The sequence below is a fragment of the Streptomyces diacarni genome (genome assembly GCF_003323715.1).
Lineage (GTDB): Bacteria > Actinomycetota > Actinomycetes > Streptomycetales > Streptomycetaceae > Streptomyces > Streptomyces diacarni.
The window spans coordinates 172681-187489 of sequence record NZ_QOIN01000048.1 but is presented as its reverse complement, the minus strand read 5'-3'; the positions used below and the strand labels follow the sequence as shown (position 1 = coordinate 187489).

At 72.2% G+C, this 14809-nt stretch carries 11 protein-coding genes, 1 pseudogene and 1 riboswitch; of the genes and pseudogenes, 8 read left to right on the top strand and 4 right to left on the bottom strand.

Annotated elements, in window-relative coordinates:
• The first annotated feature begins 15 nt into the window (after positions 1-15).
• The 8 genes from DTL70_RS22665 to DTL70_RS22630 all read left to right on the top strand — a co-directional run bounded on the left by DTL70_RS22665 (position 16) and on the right by DTL70_RS22630 (position 10092).
• Positions 16-810 (top strand): GntR family transcriptional regulator, encoded by a 795-nt coding sequence (locus DTL70_RS22665; RefSeq protein WP_181861070.1) that lies wholly within the window; start codon positions 16-18, stop codon positions 808-810.
• 193 nt (positions 811-1003) lie between these two features.
• Positions 1004-3202, top strand: coding sequence for a carbon starvation CstA family protein (locus DTL70_RS22660; protein WP_181861041.1), 2199 nt, complete (start codon positions 1004-1006; stop codon positions 3200-3202).
• Complete coding sequence (locus tag DTL70_RS22655; protein WP_114023823.1) at positions 3199-3399, top strand: YbdD/YjiX family protein; 201 nt, start codon at positions 3199-3201, stop codon at positions 3397-3399. Before DTL70_RS22660 ends, DTL70_RS22655 begins: the two co-directional genes overlap by 4 nt.
• Positions 3400-3572: 173 nt before the next feature.
• The gene (locus DTL70_RS22650; RefSeq protein WP_114023822.1) at positions 3573-3878 is read left to right on the top strand and encodes a DUF3311 domain-containing protein; all 306 of its coding nucleotides are present in this window, start codon (positions 3573-3575) and stop codon (positions 3876-3878) included.
• The gene (gene mctP, locus DTL70_RS22645) at positions 3875-5578 is read left to right on the top strand and encodes a monocarboxylate uptake permease MctP (RefSeq protein WP_245979552.1); all 1704 of its coding nucleotides are present in this window, start codon (positions 3875-3877) and stop codon (positions 5576-5578) included. The genes DTL70_RS22650 and mctP overlap by 4 nt, the downstream gene beginning before the upstream one ends.
• A gap of 233 nt (positions 5579-5811) precedes the next feature.
• On the top strand, positions 5812-6309 hold the full coding sequence (locus DTL70_RS22640) for a GNAT family N-acetyltransferase (RefSeq protein ID WP_114024244.1): 498 nt from the start codon (positions 5812-5814) through the stop codon (positions 6307-6309).
• A gap of 54 nt (positions 6310-6363) precedes the next feature.
• Positions 6364-6501, top strand: a riboswitch (cobalamin riboswitch).
• Between the two features lie 112 nt (positions 6502-6613).
• Positions 6614-9067 (top strand): ribonucleoside-diphosphate reductase subunit alpha, encoded by a 2454-nt coding sequence (locus DTL70_RS22635; protein ID WP_181861040.1) that lies wholly within the window; start codon positions 6614-6616, stop codon positions 9065-9067.
• Positions 9067-10092 (top strand): ribonucleotide-diphosphate reductase subunit beta, encoded by a 1026-nt coding sequence (locus DTL70_RS22630; RefSeq protein WP_114023821.1) that lies wholly within the window; start codon positions 9067-9069, stop codon positions 10090-10092. Before DTL70_RS22635 ends, DTL70_RS22630 begins: the two co-directional genes overlap by 1 nt.
• 82 nt (positions 10093-10174) lie before the next feature.
• Here the strand turns inward: DTL70_RS22630 and def are convergent, their stop codons facing one another.
• The 4 genes and pseudogenes from def to DTL70_RS22610 all read right to left on the bottom strand — a co-directional run.
• Complete coding sequence (gene def / locus DTL70_RS22625) at positions 10175-10822, bottom strand: peptide deformylase (protein WP_114023820.1); 648 nt, start codon at positions 10820-10822, stop codon at positions 10175-10177.
• A gap of 94 nt (positions 10823-10916) precedes the next feature.
• Complete coding sequence (locus DTL70_RS22620) at positions 10917-11921, bottom strand: tetratricopeptide repeat protein (protein ID WP_114023819.1); 1005 nt, start codon at positions 11919-11921, stop codon at positions 10917-10919.
• A 226-nt stretch (positions 11922-12147) separates the two neighbouring features.
• Positions 12148-13686 carry an HD-GYP domain-containing protein gene (locus DTL70_RS22615; protein ID WP_147266803.1) on the bottom strand — a complete coding sequence of 513 codons (1539 nt, stop codon included), beginning with the start codon at positions 13684-13686 and terminating at the stop codon, positions 12148-12150.
• Positions 13683-14555 (bottom strand): annotated as a pseudogene (locus DTL70_RS22610) (HD-GYP domain-containing protein); the annotation flags it as partial. The gene DTL70_RS22615 and the pseudogene DTL70_RS22610, both read right to left, overlap by 4 nt.
• Positions 14556-14809 lie beyond the last annotated feature (254 nt).

Sequence of the window (14809 nt, the reverse complement as noted above, 5' to 3'; positions counted from 1 at the left end):
TCGGGAAGGCGGGCCATGAGCACGGACGGGGGCGGCGCCATCGCGCCGGCCGCCGCGGAGACCGGGACCGCAGGCGGCAACGGATCGGCGGCCCGCACCGCGCGCGTGCCCAAGTACTACCGGCTCAAGCGGCACTTGCTGGAGATGACCGAGACGCTGCCGCCCGGCACACCCGTGCCGCCCGAGCGCACCCTGGCCAGCGAGTTCGACACCTCACGCACCACCGTGCGCCAGGCCCTCCAGGAACTGGTCGTCGAGGGGCGGCTGGAGCGCATCCAGGGCAAAGGCACCTTCGTCGCCAAGCCCAAGGTCTCCCAGGCGCTGCAACTGACCTCCTACACCGAGGACATGCGCGCCCAGGGCCTCGAACCCACCTCCCAGCTGCTGGACATCGGCTACGTCACGGCCGACGACCGGCTCGCCGTCCTGCTCGACATCACCGCCAGCGGCCGCGTACTGCGCATCGAACGGCTGCGGCTGGCCAGCGGCGAGCCGATGGCCATCGAGACCACACACCTGTCGCAGAAGCGCTTCCCCGCGCTGCGGCGCAGCCTGGTGAAGTACTCCTCCCTCTACACCGCGTTGGCCGAGGTCTACGGCGTCCACCTCGCGCAGGCCGAGGAGACGATCGAGACCTCGCTGGCCACCCCGCGCGAGGCCGGGCTGCTGGGCACCGACGTCGGCCTGCCGATGCTGATGCTCTCGCGCCACTCACGCGACACCGACGGCGAACCCGTGGAGTGGGTGCGCTCGGTCTACCGCGGCGACCGCTACAAGTTCGTCGCCAACCTCCAGCGGCCCACCGACTGAGCAGCACGCGTGCCTTTCGGCCCCACCGCAGGGGCCGCCCGCCCCCACCCGGCGACGCGCGCGAACAGTTGAGATCGGGTAACCCCCGTACGGGGGTATGGCGCGGATCACGTCGCTGTTCTACGGTCGCCCTGCCGTCGTGGTGTGCCCGCCGCCTCCGGGGGCCGGCGGGTGGGGTCGAGGAGGAACGCGCGTGCGCAGCACTGCTCAGCAAGCGAGGCGGATCAACCCGCGGTCCGTCGTCATCTGGACCGTGGTCGCGCTGGTCGGCGCGGCGGGATGGGCGGTGCTCGCGCTGGCGCGCGGCGAGGAGGTGTCCGCCGCCTGGATGGTGGCCGCCGCGCTCGGCTCGTACGCCATCGGCTACCGGTTCTACGCGCGCTTCATCGCCACCCGGGTGCTGCGCGTCGACAAGAGCCGGGCCACGCCCGCCGAACGCCTCAACAACGGCATCGACTTCCACCCCACGGACCGGCGGGTGCTGCTGGGGCACCACTTCGCGGCGATCGCCGGGGCCGGGCCGCTGGTCGGGCCCGTGCTCGCGGCGCAGATGGGGTACCTGCCCGGCACCATCTGGATCGTCGCGGGCGTCATCCTGGCGGGCGCCGTACAGGACATGGTGACGCTGTTCTTCTCGATGCGGCGGGACGGCAAGTCGCTGGGGCAGATGGCGCGGGAGGAGATCGGCCCCGTCGGGGGTGCGGCCGCGCTGCTCGCCGTCCTCGCCATCATGATCATCCTGCTGGCGGTGCTGGCGCTGGTCGTCGTCAACGCGCTGGCCGAGTCGCCCTGGGGCACCTTCTCGATCGGGATGACGATCCCCATCGCGCTGTTCATGGGCTTCTACCTGCGGGTGCTGCGGCCGGGCCGGATCACCGAGGTCTCGCTGATCGGCATCGCGCTGCTGCTGTTCGCGCTGGTGTCGGGGCGGTGGGTCGCCGAGTCGTCGTGGGCCGGCACCTTCACGCTGGACAAGCCGACGCTGGTGGTCTGGATCCTGGTCTACAGCTTCGTCGCCTCCATCCTGCCGGTGTGGATGCTGCTGGCGCCACGCGACTACCTGTCGACGTTCATGAAGATCGGCACCATCGGGCTGCTGGCCGTCGGTGTCGTGGTGACGCTGCCGACGCTGAAGATGGAGGGCATCACCGACTTTGCCGGTGTGGGCGACGGGCCCGTCTTCGCCGGGTCGCTGTTCCCCTTCGCGTTCATCACGATCGCCTGCGGCGCGCTGTCCGGATTCCACGCGCTGATCTCCTCGGGCACCACGCCGAAGATGATCCAGAAGGAGACCCAGGTCAGGATGATCGGGTACGGCTCCATGCTGATGGAGTCGTTCGTGGCGGTCATGGCGATGGTCGCCGCCTGCATCATCGACCCGGGTCTCTACTTCGCGATGAACGCGCCCGCCGGGGTGATCGGTGACTCGGTGCAGTCCGCCTCGGAGGCGGTTCGCTCGTTCGGGTACAGCATCAGCCCCGAACAACTGGCCGCCGCCGCCAAGGCGGTGGAGGAGAGTTCACTGCTCTCGCGTACGGGCGGGGCCCCCACGCTGGCCATCGGCGTCTCGAACATCTTCTCCGAGGTCGTCGGCGGATCCGGAATGCGCGCCTTCTGGTATCACTTCGCGATCATGTTCGAGGCGCTGTTCATCCTCACCGCGCTGGACGCCGGCACCCGCGTGGGCCGGTTCATGCTCCAGGACATGCTCGGCAACGTCTACAAGCCGTTCCGCCGGATCAGCTGGTGGCCCGGGCTGCTGATCTCCAGCGCGGTCGTCGTCGGCCTGTGGGGCTACTTCCTGTGGGTCGGCGTCCACGAGCCGCTGGGCGGGATCAACCAGCTCTTCCCGCTCTTCGGTATCGCCAACCAGCTGCTGGCCGCCGTCGCGCTGGCGGTCTGCACGACGCTGCTGGTCAAGTCGGGGCGGCTGAAGTGGGCGTGGGTCACGGCCGTGCCGCTGGTGTGGGACGCGGTGGTGACGCTGACGGCGAGCTGGCAGAAGGTCTTCTCCAGCGACCCGAAGGTCGGTTTCTTCCAGCAGCGCTCCGACTACCAGGACGCGATCGAGGCGGGCAAGGTCATCGCGCCCGCCAAGAACATGGACGACATGCACACCGTCGTCACCAACTCCACCGTGGACGGGGTGCTCTCGGCGCTGTTCGCGCTCCTCGTCGTCGTCGTGCTCGTGGACGCGGCCCGCACCTGCGTGAAGGCGGTCCGCGACCCGCGCAGCGCCACGATGCACGAGGCGCCGTACGAGAAGTCGCGGCTGGTCGAGCCCGCCGGGCTGTTCCCCACCAAGGAGGAGAAGGCCGAGCGGGCCGCACTGGCCGCCGCAGGACCCGCCGAGGGTGCGCGGGGCGGCGGCAGCGGCGGGGAGGCGCGATGAGGACCGTGGTGCGGGCCGTCTCGTGGGTGCGCTGGTACGTGCGGGAGTTGACCGACGAGAGCGCCTACGAGCGGTACGTCGCGCACGTGCGGCACCACCAGGGCCCGGCGGCGCCCGTGCCCAGCCGCAGGGAGTTCGAGCGGCGGCGCACGGACGCGCGCGAGGGCGACCCGCGTGAGGGGTTCCGCTGCTGCTGAGACGCGAAGGGGTCCGCTGGCGCTGAGGCCCGAGGGGTTGCGCCGCCGCGGAGACCGGTGCGTCACGCGCACGGTGTCATGTCCGCTATACGGACGGGCCGTGACGTGGGCCGAAGGCTCGCCTAGGTTTCGTGCACATTGCATGATCTCTGAGCGAGGACGGAGCCCGCCGCATGTCCGCACCACCACAGGACGCCGGAAAGAGACGCCCGGCCATCACCCCCGCACGCGTCGTGGCGGGCCTGTGCCTTTTCGCGCCCTTCGTCGGCATTCTGTGGGTCGACTCCTACGCCCGTATCGAGCCGACCCTCATCGGTGTTCCGTTCTTCTACTGGTACCAGATGCTGTGGGTGCTGATATCTGCCGTGCTCACGATGGTCGCCTACCGCATCGTGCGGCGGGAACAGACCGGTGCGCGTCGGGCCGCCGCCTCCGAGACCGTCGCCGAGGCCGCCGCGGAAAGCGGTGAGGCCCGATGAAGGACGTCAACGGCGTCGCACTCGCCGTCTTCATCTTCTTCTTCGTGCTCGTCACGGTGATGGGATTCCGCGCCGCCCGCTGGCGCAAGGCCGCGAACGAGAACAGCCTCGACGAATGGGGCCTGGGCGGACGCAGTTTCGGCACCTGGATCACCTGGTTCCTGCTGGGCGGTGACCTCTACACCGCCTACACGTTCGTCGCCGTTCCCGCGGCGATCTACGCGGCCGGCGCCTCCGGATTCTTCGCGGTGCCGTACACCATTCTCGTCTACCCGCTGATCTTCACCTTCCTGCCCCGCCTGTGGTCCGTCTCGCACCGGCACGGATACGTCACGACCTCCGACTTCGTACGCGGCAGGTTCGGGTCCAAGGGGCTTTCGCTCGCCGTCGCACTGACCGGCATCCTGGCGACGATGCCCTACATCGCGCTGCAACTGGTGGGCATCCAGGCGGTACTGGACGTGATGGGCGTCGGCGGTTCGGAATCGACCAACTGGTTCATCAAGGACCTGCCGCTGCTGATCGCCTTCGGCGTACTGGCCGCCTACACCTACTCCTCGGGGCTGCGCGCCCCCGCGCTCATCGCGTTCGTCAAAGACGCGCTCATCTATATCGTCATCGCCGTCGCCATCATCTACATCCCCATCAAACTCGGCGGCTTCGACGCCATCTTCGCCAAGGCCGGCGACGCGCTGGCACAGGAGAATCCGGCGACCGGAAAACCGCGCGGGGAACTGGCCAGCGGCGAGAACGCCCAGTGGGCGTACGCCACGCTCGCCGTCGGCTCCGCGCTCGCGCTGTTCATGTATCCGCACTCGATCACCGCGACGCTTTCCGGCAAGAACCGCAACGTGATCCGGCGCAACACCACGATTCTGCCGCTGTACTCGCTGATGCTCGGCTTCCTCGCGCTGCTGGGCTTCATGGCGATCGCCGCGGGCACCAAGGTGGACAACGGGCAGCTGGCCATTCCGCAGCTTTTCGAGGACATGTTCCCCGACTGGTTCACCGGTGTCGCCTTCGCCGCCATCGGTATCGGGGCGCTGGTGCCCGCCGCCATCATGTCCATCGCGGCGGCCAACCTGTTCACCCGCAACATCTACAAGGACTTCCTCAAGCCGGACGCGACCGCCGAGCAGGAGACCAAGGTCTCCAAGCTGGTCTCCCTGCTGGTGAAGGTCGGTGCCCTCGTCTTCGTCCTCGGCATGGACAAGACCGTGGCCATCAACTTCCAGCTGCTGGGCGGCATCTGGATCCTGCAGACCTTCCCCGCGCTGGTCGGCGGCCTGTTCACCCGCTGGTTCCACCGCTGGGCGCTGCTGGCGGGCTGGGCCGTCGGCATGGCGTACGGCACGCTGGCGGCGTACGGCGTGGCCAGTCCGACGCAGCGGCACTTCGGCGGCAGCAACGACGTCATCCCCGGCATCGGGGAGACCGGCTACATCGGTGTGACGGCGTTCGTGCTGAACGTGGCCGTGACCGTCGTCGGAACGGTCGTACTGCGCGCGCTGCGGGCCCCGGACGGCGTCGACGAGACCCGTCCCGAGGACTACACGGCCGACGCCCCCGAGGCCGGTGACCGCGCCGCGCAGGCCGCCGGCGGCGCGGCGCACGACTCCGGCGCGGGCCGCACCGATCAGGGGCGCACCGACGACGGGAAGGGCGAGGACCCCAGGGTGGAGGCCGGCGCGGCCAACTGAGGTCCACCGCACCGGCGTACGCCGCCGCCGAGCGACACCGCCGGCCCGCACAGACGACCCGCCCCGTCGTCGTCGACCGGCACACATCGACCGACACCCGTCCCGGGTAATTTCCGGGACGGGTGTCGGCGCGTCGGCGCATGATGGCGGCCATGGACTTCACGACGAGCACAGCCGGCGCCGCGCCCGGGACGACCGGGGCGAGTGGCCCGACCGGCACCGCGAGGGGACGGTTGGGCATCACGGTCAGGGCGGCGCGGCCCGCGGAGTACGCGGCGGCCGGGGAGTTGGTCGCGCGCGCCTACCTCGACGGTGGGCTGCTGGACTTCGGCGAGGACGACCCGTATCTGACGACCCTGCGCGACGCCGCGGGCCGCGCCGCCCACGCGGACCTGTTGGTGGCCGAGGACGGCGCGGGCACGCTGGTGGGTTCGGTCACCTTCGTCGGAGCTTTGGGCCCCTACGCGGAGCGGGCGGGCGAGGGTGAGGGCGAGTTCCGGATGCTCGCCGTGGCAGAGCGCGCGCGGGGCCGCGGGGTGGGCGAGGCGCTGGTGACCGCGTGCGTGGAGCGGGCCCGCGCACTGGGCCTGCGCGGGCTGGTGCTGTCCACCCATCCGCGCATGGCCGCGGCGCACCGGCTCTACGAGCGGCTCGGCTTCGCCCGGACACCCGAGCGGGACTGGTACCCGATCGAGGGAATGAGCCTGTGGACGTACGGCCTGGCGCTGTGACCCACCCGCGGTAAGCACGACACAAGATATGGGGGTTCACTTCACAGCGGCCACAACATGTATGCTCCCTCACGGCCGTCGCCACTGACGCAGGGGAACCCGGTGCGAGTCCGGGACTGTCCCGCAACGGTGTGCGGAGCAGCTCAGCGCTGCCCCGCGAGTCCGATCACCTGCAGGCGGCGGCATCGAGGAACGTCCGGGTCTCGTGGACTGGGCCGGCGGACGGAGTGCGGCATGCCCGAATGCCTGCGCGCTCCCTGCGCCCCGCCCTGCCACGAGCACGAGCAGCGAGGGAGAGCACCGCGTGACCATCGCCCCCACCGCCCCGTCACCCAGCCAGAAGCAGCCGCCCGGCCAGGAGCGGCCCACCGGCGGGCCCACCCGACAGGACGGAACCGCTCCCGTACCCGGCGCGCACGACGGCCATGCCGCGGAACTGGGCGACACCCTCACCGCCCTGACCGCGGACCTGGCCGACGCCGACCCCGCCCCGGTGCTCGCTGCGGCGCTGCGCGGACGCGCCCCCTCCGCGACCGCGGCCGACCTGCGGGACCTGGCCATCGAGGCCGCCGCGGGGTCCATCGGCGAGGATCCCTCGTACTCGCGGCTGGCCGCCCGGCTGCTCACACGCGCCATCCGCGACGAGACCGCGGCCGAGGGCGCCACCTCCTTCTCCGCCTCGGTCGCGCTCGGCCACGCCCAGGGCCTGATCGCGGACCGGACGCACGCCTTTGTCGCGGCGCACGCCGCACACCTCGACGCGCTGGTCGACGAGGCGGTCGCGGACGGCGCCGACGACAGGTTCGGCTACTTCGGGCTGCGCACCGTCCACTCCCGCTACCTGCTGCGCCACCCCACCACCCGGCGCGCGATCGAGACCCCGCAGCACTTCTTCCTGCGCGTGGCCTGCGGGCTCGCGGCGGACGAGACGGCCGCGGCGCTCGCCGAGGTCGGCACCTTCTACCGGCTGCTGTGCTCCCTGGACTACCTGCCCTCCTCCCCCACGCTCTTCAACTCCGGCACCCGCCACCCCCAGATGTCCTCCTGCTACCTGCTGGACTCCCCCAAGGACGAACTGGACTCGCTCTACGAGCGCTACCACCAGGTGGCCAGGCTCTCCAAGCACGCCGGCGGCATCGGCCTGCCCTTCTCCCGCATCCGCTCGCGGGGCGCGCTGATCCGCGGCACCAACGGGCACTCGAACGGCATCGTGCCGTTCCTGCGGACCCTCGACGCCTCGGTCGCCGCGGTCAACCAGGGCGGCCGGCGCAAGGGAGCCGCCTGCGTCTACCTGGAGACCTGGCACGCGGACATCGAGGAGTTCCTCGAGTTGCGCGACAACACCGGTGAGGACGCCCGCCGCACCCACAACCTCAACCTGGCGCACTGGATCCCCGACGCGTTCATGCGCCGCGTCGAGGCGGACGAGGACTGGTCGCTCTTCTCCCCCTCCGACGTGCCCGAACTGACCGACCTGTGGGGCGAGGAGTTCGACGCCGCCTACCGCGCGGCGGAGGCCGACGGGCGCGCCCTGAAGCAGGTGCCCGCACGGCAGTTGTACGGCGCGATGATGCGCACCCTCGCGCAGACCGGCAACGGCTGGATGACCTTCAAGGACACCTCCAACCGCACCGCCAACCAGACCGGCACCCCGGGCCGCGTCGTGCACTCCTCGAACCTGTGCACGGAGATCCTGGAGGTCACCGACGACGACCAGACCGCCGTGTGCAACCTGGGCTCCGTCAACCTCGCCGCGCACCTGGGCGAGGACGGGCTGATGGACTGGGAGCGGCTGGACGCCACCGTGCGTACTGCGGTCACCTTCCTCGACCGCGTGGTGGACATCAACTACTACCCGACCGAGCAGGCGTCGGGGTCCAACTCCCGCTGGCGGCCCGTGGGCCTGGGCGTGATGGGGCTCCAGGACGTCTTCTTCCGGCTCGGGCTGCCGTTCGACTCGCGGGAGGCCCGCGAGCTGTCCACCAGGATCGCCGAACGCATCATGCTCGCCGCCTACGAGACGTCCGCCGAACTGGCCGAGCGCCACGGGCCGCTGCCCGACTGGAAGCTGACCCGCACCGCGCGCGGCACCCTCCACCCCGACCACTACCCCGAAGCGCGCCAGAGCCACGCCTGGCCCGAGCGGTGGAGCGCCCTGCGCGCACGCCTCGCACGCACCGGCATGCGCAACTCCCTGCTGCTGGCCATCGCACCGACCGCGACCATCGCCTCCATCGCCGGCGTCTACGAGTGCATCGAGCCGCAGGTCTCCAACCTCTTCAAACGCGAGACGCTCAGCGGAGAGTTCCTCCAGGTGAACGCCTACCTGGTGGCGGAGCTCAAGCGGCACGGGCTGTGGGACGCGCGCGCCCGCGAGGCACTGCGCCAGGCGAACGGCTCCGTCCAGGACCTGGACTGGGTGCCGGAGCCCGTGCGCGCGCTCTACCGCACCGCGTGGGAGATCCCGCAGCGCGCCCTCATCGACATGGCCGCCGCCCGCACGCCCTACCTGGACCAGAGCCAGTCGCTGAACCTGTTCCTGTCCTCCCCCACCATCGGAAAACTCAGCTCGATGTACGCGTACGCGTGGAAGAGCGGCATCAAGACCACGTACTACCTGCGCTCGCGCCCCGCGACCCGCATCGCGCAGGCCGCCGGGACCAGCGCCGTCCCCGTGCCCGCGCCCACCCCCGCGGCGGCCGACGAGGCCGTCGCCTGCTCCCTGGAAAACCCCGAGTCCTGCGAGGCCTGCCAGTAATGACCACACCAGCCGCCGACACCACGCCCCGCCTGCTCGACCCGGGCTTCGAGCTGACGCTGCGCCCCATGCGCTACCCGCACTTCTACGAGCGGTACCGCGACGCCATCAAGAACACCTGGACCGTCGAAGAGGTCGACCTGCACTCCGACGTCGCCGACCTGGCGAAGCTCTCGCCCGGCGAACAGCACATGATCAGCCGCCTGGTGGCGTTCTTCGCGACCGGCGACTCCATCGTCGCCAACAACCTCGTGCTCACCCTCTACAAGCACATCAACTCGCCCGAGGCGCGGCTCTACCTCTCCCGGCAGCTGTTCGAGGAGGCCGTCCACGTCCAGTTCTACCTGACGCTGCTCGACACCTACCTGCCCGACCACGACGAACGCGTCCAGGCGTTCGCCGCCGTGGAGAACATCCCCTCCATCCGCGAGAAGGCCGAGTTCTGCTTCCGGTGGATGGACAGCGTCGAGAACATCGACCAGCTGTCCTCGCAGGACGACCGGCGCCGCTTCCTGCTCAACCTGATCTGCTTCGCCGCCTGCATCGAGGGGCTCTTCTTCTACGGCGCGTTCGCCTACGTGTACTGGTTCCGCTCCCGCGGCCTGCTGCACGGCCTGGCCACCGGCACCAACTGGGTCTTCCGCGACGAGTCGATGCACATGTCCTTCGCCTTCGACGTCGTGGACACCGTGCGACAGGAGGAGCCCGAACTCTTCGACGACGCGCTGGAGAAGCAGGTGGCGGCCATGCTGGACGAGGCCGTCGAGGCGGAGCTCCAGTTCGCGCGGGACCTGTGCGGGGAGGGGCTGCCCGGCATGAACACCGCCTCCATGCGCGCCTACCTCCAGGCCGTCGCCGACCAGCGGCTGCGCCGCCTCGGCTTCGCCGAACGCTACGGAGCCACCAACCCGTTCTCGTTCATGGAGCTCCAGAACGTCCAGGAACTCACCAACTTCTTCGAGCGGCGGGCCTCCGCCTACCAGGTCGCCGTGGAGGGGTCCGTCTCCCTCGACGACGACTTCTGAGCGGCCCGCTTCCGGAAAAGCCGGGAGCGCGCCCACAGTCGCCGGGTGGGGCCAGGTGGCCCAGGCCCCACCCGGTACCCGGCTACGCGTCGTGGGGAACGGTCTCGTAGCGCGGGGTGCTCTCGGCCATCTGCCGCAGCACGTCCTTGCGCTCACGCTTGGAGAGCCGGTCGATGTACAGGTACCCGTGCAGGTGATCGGTCTCGTGCTGGAGGCAGCGCGCGAAGTATCCCCTACCCTCCACGGCGATCGGTGCGCCCTGTGCGTCCTGACCGCGCACCACGGCGTAGTCGGGGCGGGCGAGCGGGTGGTAGGCGCCGGGAACGGAGAGGCAGCCCTCGTTGCCGTCGTCCAGGACGCGCCGCTCGGCCGGCAACTCGTCGAGCACCGGATTGCACACCACCCCGACGTGGCGTACACCCTCGTCGTCGTAGCAGTCGTAGACGAAGACCTTCGCGTCGACGCCGATCTGGTTGGCGGCGATGCCCACGCCCTCGGCAGCGCGCTGGCTGGCGAACATGTCGTCGACGAGCGCGGCGAGGTCGTCGCCGAACTCGGTCACCTCCGCGCACTCCCGGTGCAGCACGGGGTTGCCCACCACCGTCAGGGGACGGGCGGTGCCGCGCGCGGTGTGGGCCTCCTCACGGGCGGCCGCGTCCGTCACGTCGTCGACGAACCCGCCCTCGGCCACATCGGCCGATCCGGCCCTGGTTTCCTGCTGCTGCGCCATGCCGTCGTACGCCTTCCTGCGACCCTGCGGGGACTGAGATCCGGTGAGCACCGCGAATTGCTCGCCCCCAGAGTACGGGGCGGTCGGCAGGTGCTCAGCAGACCTCCTCCAGATCCCGCCATTCGCGGGTGTCGGGGCTGTCCGCCACCCAGCCGTCCAGCAGGCCGCGCACCAGGGCCGCGGGGGCGGCCAGCCCGCACTCCCGCTCGGGCACCCACAGCTCGCCGGGGCCACCCTGCGTCATGTGGCCCAACGGCCCCGGATGCCCGGGGGAGCTGTGGTCGTGCGGGTCGAGGTGCGCTGTGCCGTCACCCTCGTCGGCGGGCATCGCGCTCTCCGAGCAGGCGCGGCACAGCAGCCGCACCGAGGACGACCAGTCCTCGGCGGCGAACCCCGCGTCGGCCGCCAGCCGCTCCAGCGCGTCACGGTCGCTCTCCGTGGCGGCCTCCAGCAGCACCACCCAGGTGGGCACCGGCGAGGGCGCCCACAGTTCGATCTCGTCGAAGACGGGGTAGGAGGGTCCTGCCGCGGTGGAGCGCTCACCGTGCGGCACTCCGTCGTGCAGGACGACCTCGCCCCAGCGGCGCCCGGACGACGGCAGCGGGATGCTCTGCACCTCCAGCCTCGCCGGGTCGATGCGGCGGCCCCACACGACCTCGGCCTCGCCCTCGGGAGAGAGCCGCACGGCCGCGCTGCCCAGCCGCATACCGGAGGGCTCGTCGATCGCGCCCGCACCGGTCGGCCCCTGGCCCGGCACGTCCAGCCCGTACGCCTGCCAGGCGCGGCGGGCCAGCGGCCAGTCCTGCAGGGCGGTGGCCGCGATGCCGACGTTCCACCAGTCGGGCGCACCGGCCTCCCGGTCGAGCAGCGCGACGGCGCGCAGCCCCGCTGTCCTGGCCTGCTCCCAGTCGTGCCGGAACTTGTGCAGCAGCGCCAGGTTGAACCAGGACTCCGAGAGCCACGGCTCCAGGTCGGCGGCGCGGGTGAGCAGGGCACCCGCGTCCTCGTACCGGCCGTCGCCGATGAGCGTGAACGCGCGGTCCGTCGCCTGCCGCCACGAGGCGGAGGGACGGTGCCGCACCTTGCCGAAGATCCTCACAGTGTTCCCGCCGTTTCCCGCCGTTTCCCGCCGTTCCCGCCGTTTCCGCTGCCCGCCGTTCTCGTCCCACCTGTCCCGCGGCCCGGCAGACGCCCGGCCGCTCACCTGCCGCCACCTGTCATCAAAGGCCTCGGCACCGGACGCCCGGCGCTCGCTTCCACGCCTGTCGCGGTTCCCCCTTCGCATCCAACCATGCCCGCTCGGGTGCCCGCTCATTACCCGTGCGTCAGACGACCGGGCAGCGGGACACGACGCGTGACAGGGCCTCCACGACGCGTGGTTCGTGGTCACGCGCGGTGGCGCCGCGCAGCGCCCGCAGCGCCCGTTCGCGCGGCCCCGCGGCCGCTGCCGGTCCTTCCGCCGCCCCGCCTCCGTCCGGGGCGGCGACGTGGCCGTGGCCGCCGTACGCCGTCAGGAGGTCCTCGTAGGCGTTGACGGTCCGTACGACGCGTGCCGTCAGGGACTGTTCGCGGTACGGGTCCGCCTGGGCCTCCACCGCGGTGGCCACCCGCCCGCCGACCCCGGTCTGGCGGACCACGGCGCCCCCGGACAGGGCGACGCCCCGCCGGCTGCCGAGAGCCTGCCCTGCCGTGGCGCCGCGGTGTGCCGGACCGGTCAGGGAAAGCTGCCCCACGTCGTGGACGAGGGCCGCGTACTCCACAGCGGTGAGTTCCCCTCCCGACAGGCCCAGCTCGCGTCCCACGGCACGGCTCAGATCGGCGACCCGGCGCGCGCGGCCGCGCGGAGTGCACCCGGCGACCTCCGGCGTCTTCGCCAGGGAGGCGAGTGTGCGCCGCCGGGTCGCCCGTACGGGGGCCCGGCGGCGCAGGACGACCTGGGTGAGCAGCAGCGGCGTACAGCAGACCGGCAGCGCCCACAGCCCCGCCGACGCGAAGGCCAGGGCGAGGAGCACCGCCGTCGCGGCGACGGCGGGAACGGTCACCAGCCGGGCGCGCAACTGGGCGCGCAGCAGCGGCCCGTACGGCCGGGTGGCGCCCTCCGCGACGGCGCCGCCCTGGGCGGGCGGGACGGCCGTCCGCGTGGCCGTGGCGGGATCGGCAGCGGCGGGCGGCAGCGTGGCGGGGGCGACGGCCAAGGGGCCCGTCGGTGAGGCGGTGCCGGGGGCGGTCGTCGGACCGGTGGCAGGGGTGGCCGTCGGCGGCGGCGCGGCGGTGGCGGCCGTTGCGGCGGCGAGGAAGGCGTCGACGCATCCGGCGAGCAGGGCGAGGAGCAGCAGGGACAGCGTGAACAGCACCCCACGGCCGACGGCGGGCGCGAACACGCCACCGGGCGAGAGGGATTGGCCGCAGGTCGCGGCGAAGGCCACACCGAGCGTGAGGCGGCCGGCCGCCCAGGGCGAGGGGGCCTGCCCCAGCGCCACGTGCGGCACCGATCCGACGAGGGAGCCCACCAGGGCCACGGTGACCGCCTGCGCCGCCCACTGCCACAACGGCGCCTCCTCCACCGCGCCCAGCAGCGCGTAACCGAGGGCGCCCGCACCGCAGACCAGCCCGGTGCTCCGTCCCGCGCCCCCGCAGGCCTCCGCCTGCGGCAGCCGGACCCGGGCCAACTCCCCCACGGCGACAACCAGTCCGAAGGCCACGGCGGTCCCCGGCCGCGCCGCGCCGCGCCACAGGGTGACGCACAGCGCCGCGACGGCCAGCGCCGCGGCCGCCGCGTACACCCAGGCGACGATCCCGGCGGCCAGGCGCCGGTCCGCGGCGGCCCGCACACCAGCGGCCGGCGGAACGGAAGGCCTCGTCATACCGCCACACCACGCCCGTCCGGCGCGAGAGGCCCGCGCCGCAGACCGGTCTCCTCCACGGTGGCCTCCGGCACGGCGCGCGCCGCGACGCCGCACGCCGGCACGGCAGGGGCCGCCCCTTCCGCCGAAGGGTCACGGGCGGGGGAAGCGGCCGCGTCGTCACGCGCAGTCGCGGGCTCGGTGTACGGCCAGCCGTGGCGGCGCAGCGCATGGGCGAGCGCGGCGACCACCCGGGGGTCGAACTGGGTGCCCGCGCAGCGTTCGAGCTCCGCCACGGCCACGGCGACGGGCCTTCCCCTGCGGTAGCTGCGCGTGGAGGTCATCGCGTCGAACGCGTCGGCGACGGACACGATGCGCGCCGCCTCGGGGATCCGGTCGCCCGCCAGGCCGTGCGGATAGCCCAGACCGTCCACGCGTTCGTGGTGGTGCAGTACGGCGGCCCTCGCCTCACCCAGGAAGTCCAGGCCCCGCACGATCTCCGCGCCCTGTTCGGGGTGCCGCTCCACGACGCGGCGCTCGGCGGGGGTGAGCGGACCCTCCTTGCGCAACAGACGCACGGGCACGCCGAGTTTGCCGACGTCGTGCAGGACGCCGGCGCAGCGCAGGGTCTCGGTGCGCTCCTCGTCCAGACCGAGTTCGCGGGCGATGAGGGCCGCCGCGTGACCGACCCGTTCACCGTGCCCGCGCGTGTAGCAATCCTTGAGGTGCACCGCCTGGGCGAGGGCCTGGACCGCAGCGCGACGGGCGGCGCTCTCCGGGCGGCACCGGCGCAGCTCCCGCCAGGCCAGGTGCAGGGGTCCGAGAACGAGCAGCGCGGCGAAGGGGCCGTAGGGGCCGCGCCACAGCAGGAGCGCCGCGGGCGCGGCGAGCACGCACGCCAGCGCGAACGTTCCGTCCCGCCGCCGATCCGCTCCCCCACCCGCTCCGGCACGCCACCGCGTACCCACTCCCACGCGCATCACGGGCCTCCCGACCGCCTCGTGTCCTGGCGGGGAGAATAGGAGCGCCGCGTGGGCCCGTTGCCGCCCCTGCGGGCGGTTCCCCCGTACGAGATGGAAGGGGCTCACCCGATGGGGGGACAGTGGGCGGAAGCGCCGACGTGAGCGCGCCCGGTGTGAACGCG

What these genes read in the sequence shown, in the direction of transcription:
- DTL70_RS22655 (WP_114023823.1), top strand. Translation starts at nt 3,199, where the DNA reads ATGAGGACCGTGGTGCGGGCCGTCTCGTGGGTGCGCTGGTACGTGCGG.
- mctP (WP_245979552.1), top strand. Translation starts at nt 3,875, where the DNA reads ATGAAGGACGTCAACGGCGTCGCACTCGCCGTCTTCATCTTCTTCTTC.
- def (WP_114023820.1), bottom strand. Translation starts at nt 10,822, where the DNA reads ATGGCGCAGCAGCAGGAAACCAGGGCCGGATCGGCCGATGTGGCCGAG.
- DTL70_RS22615 (WP_147266803.1), bottom strand. Translation starts at nt 13,686, where the DNA reads ATGACGAGGCCTTCCGTTCCGCCGGCCGCTGGTGTGCGGGCCGCCGCG.
- DTL70_RS22630 (WP_114023821.1), top strand. Translation starts at nt 9,067, where the DNA reads ATGACCACACCAGCCGCCGACACCACGCCCCGCCTGCTCGACCCGGGC.
- DTL70_RS22665 (WP_181861070.1), top strand. Translation starts at nt 16, where the DNA reads ATGAGCACGGACGGGGGCGGCGCCATCGCGCCGGCCGCCGCGGAGACC.
- DTL70_RS22650 (WP_114023822.1), top strand. Translation starts at nt 3,573, where the DNA reads ATGTCCGCACCACCACAGGACGCCGGAAAGAGACGCCCGGCCATCACC.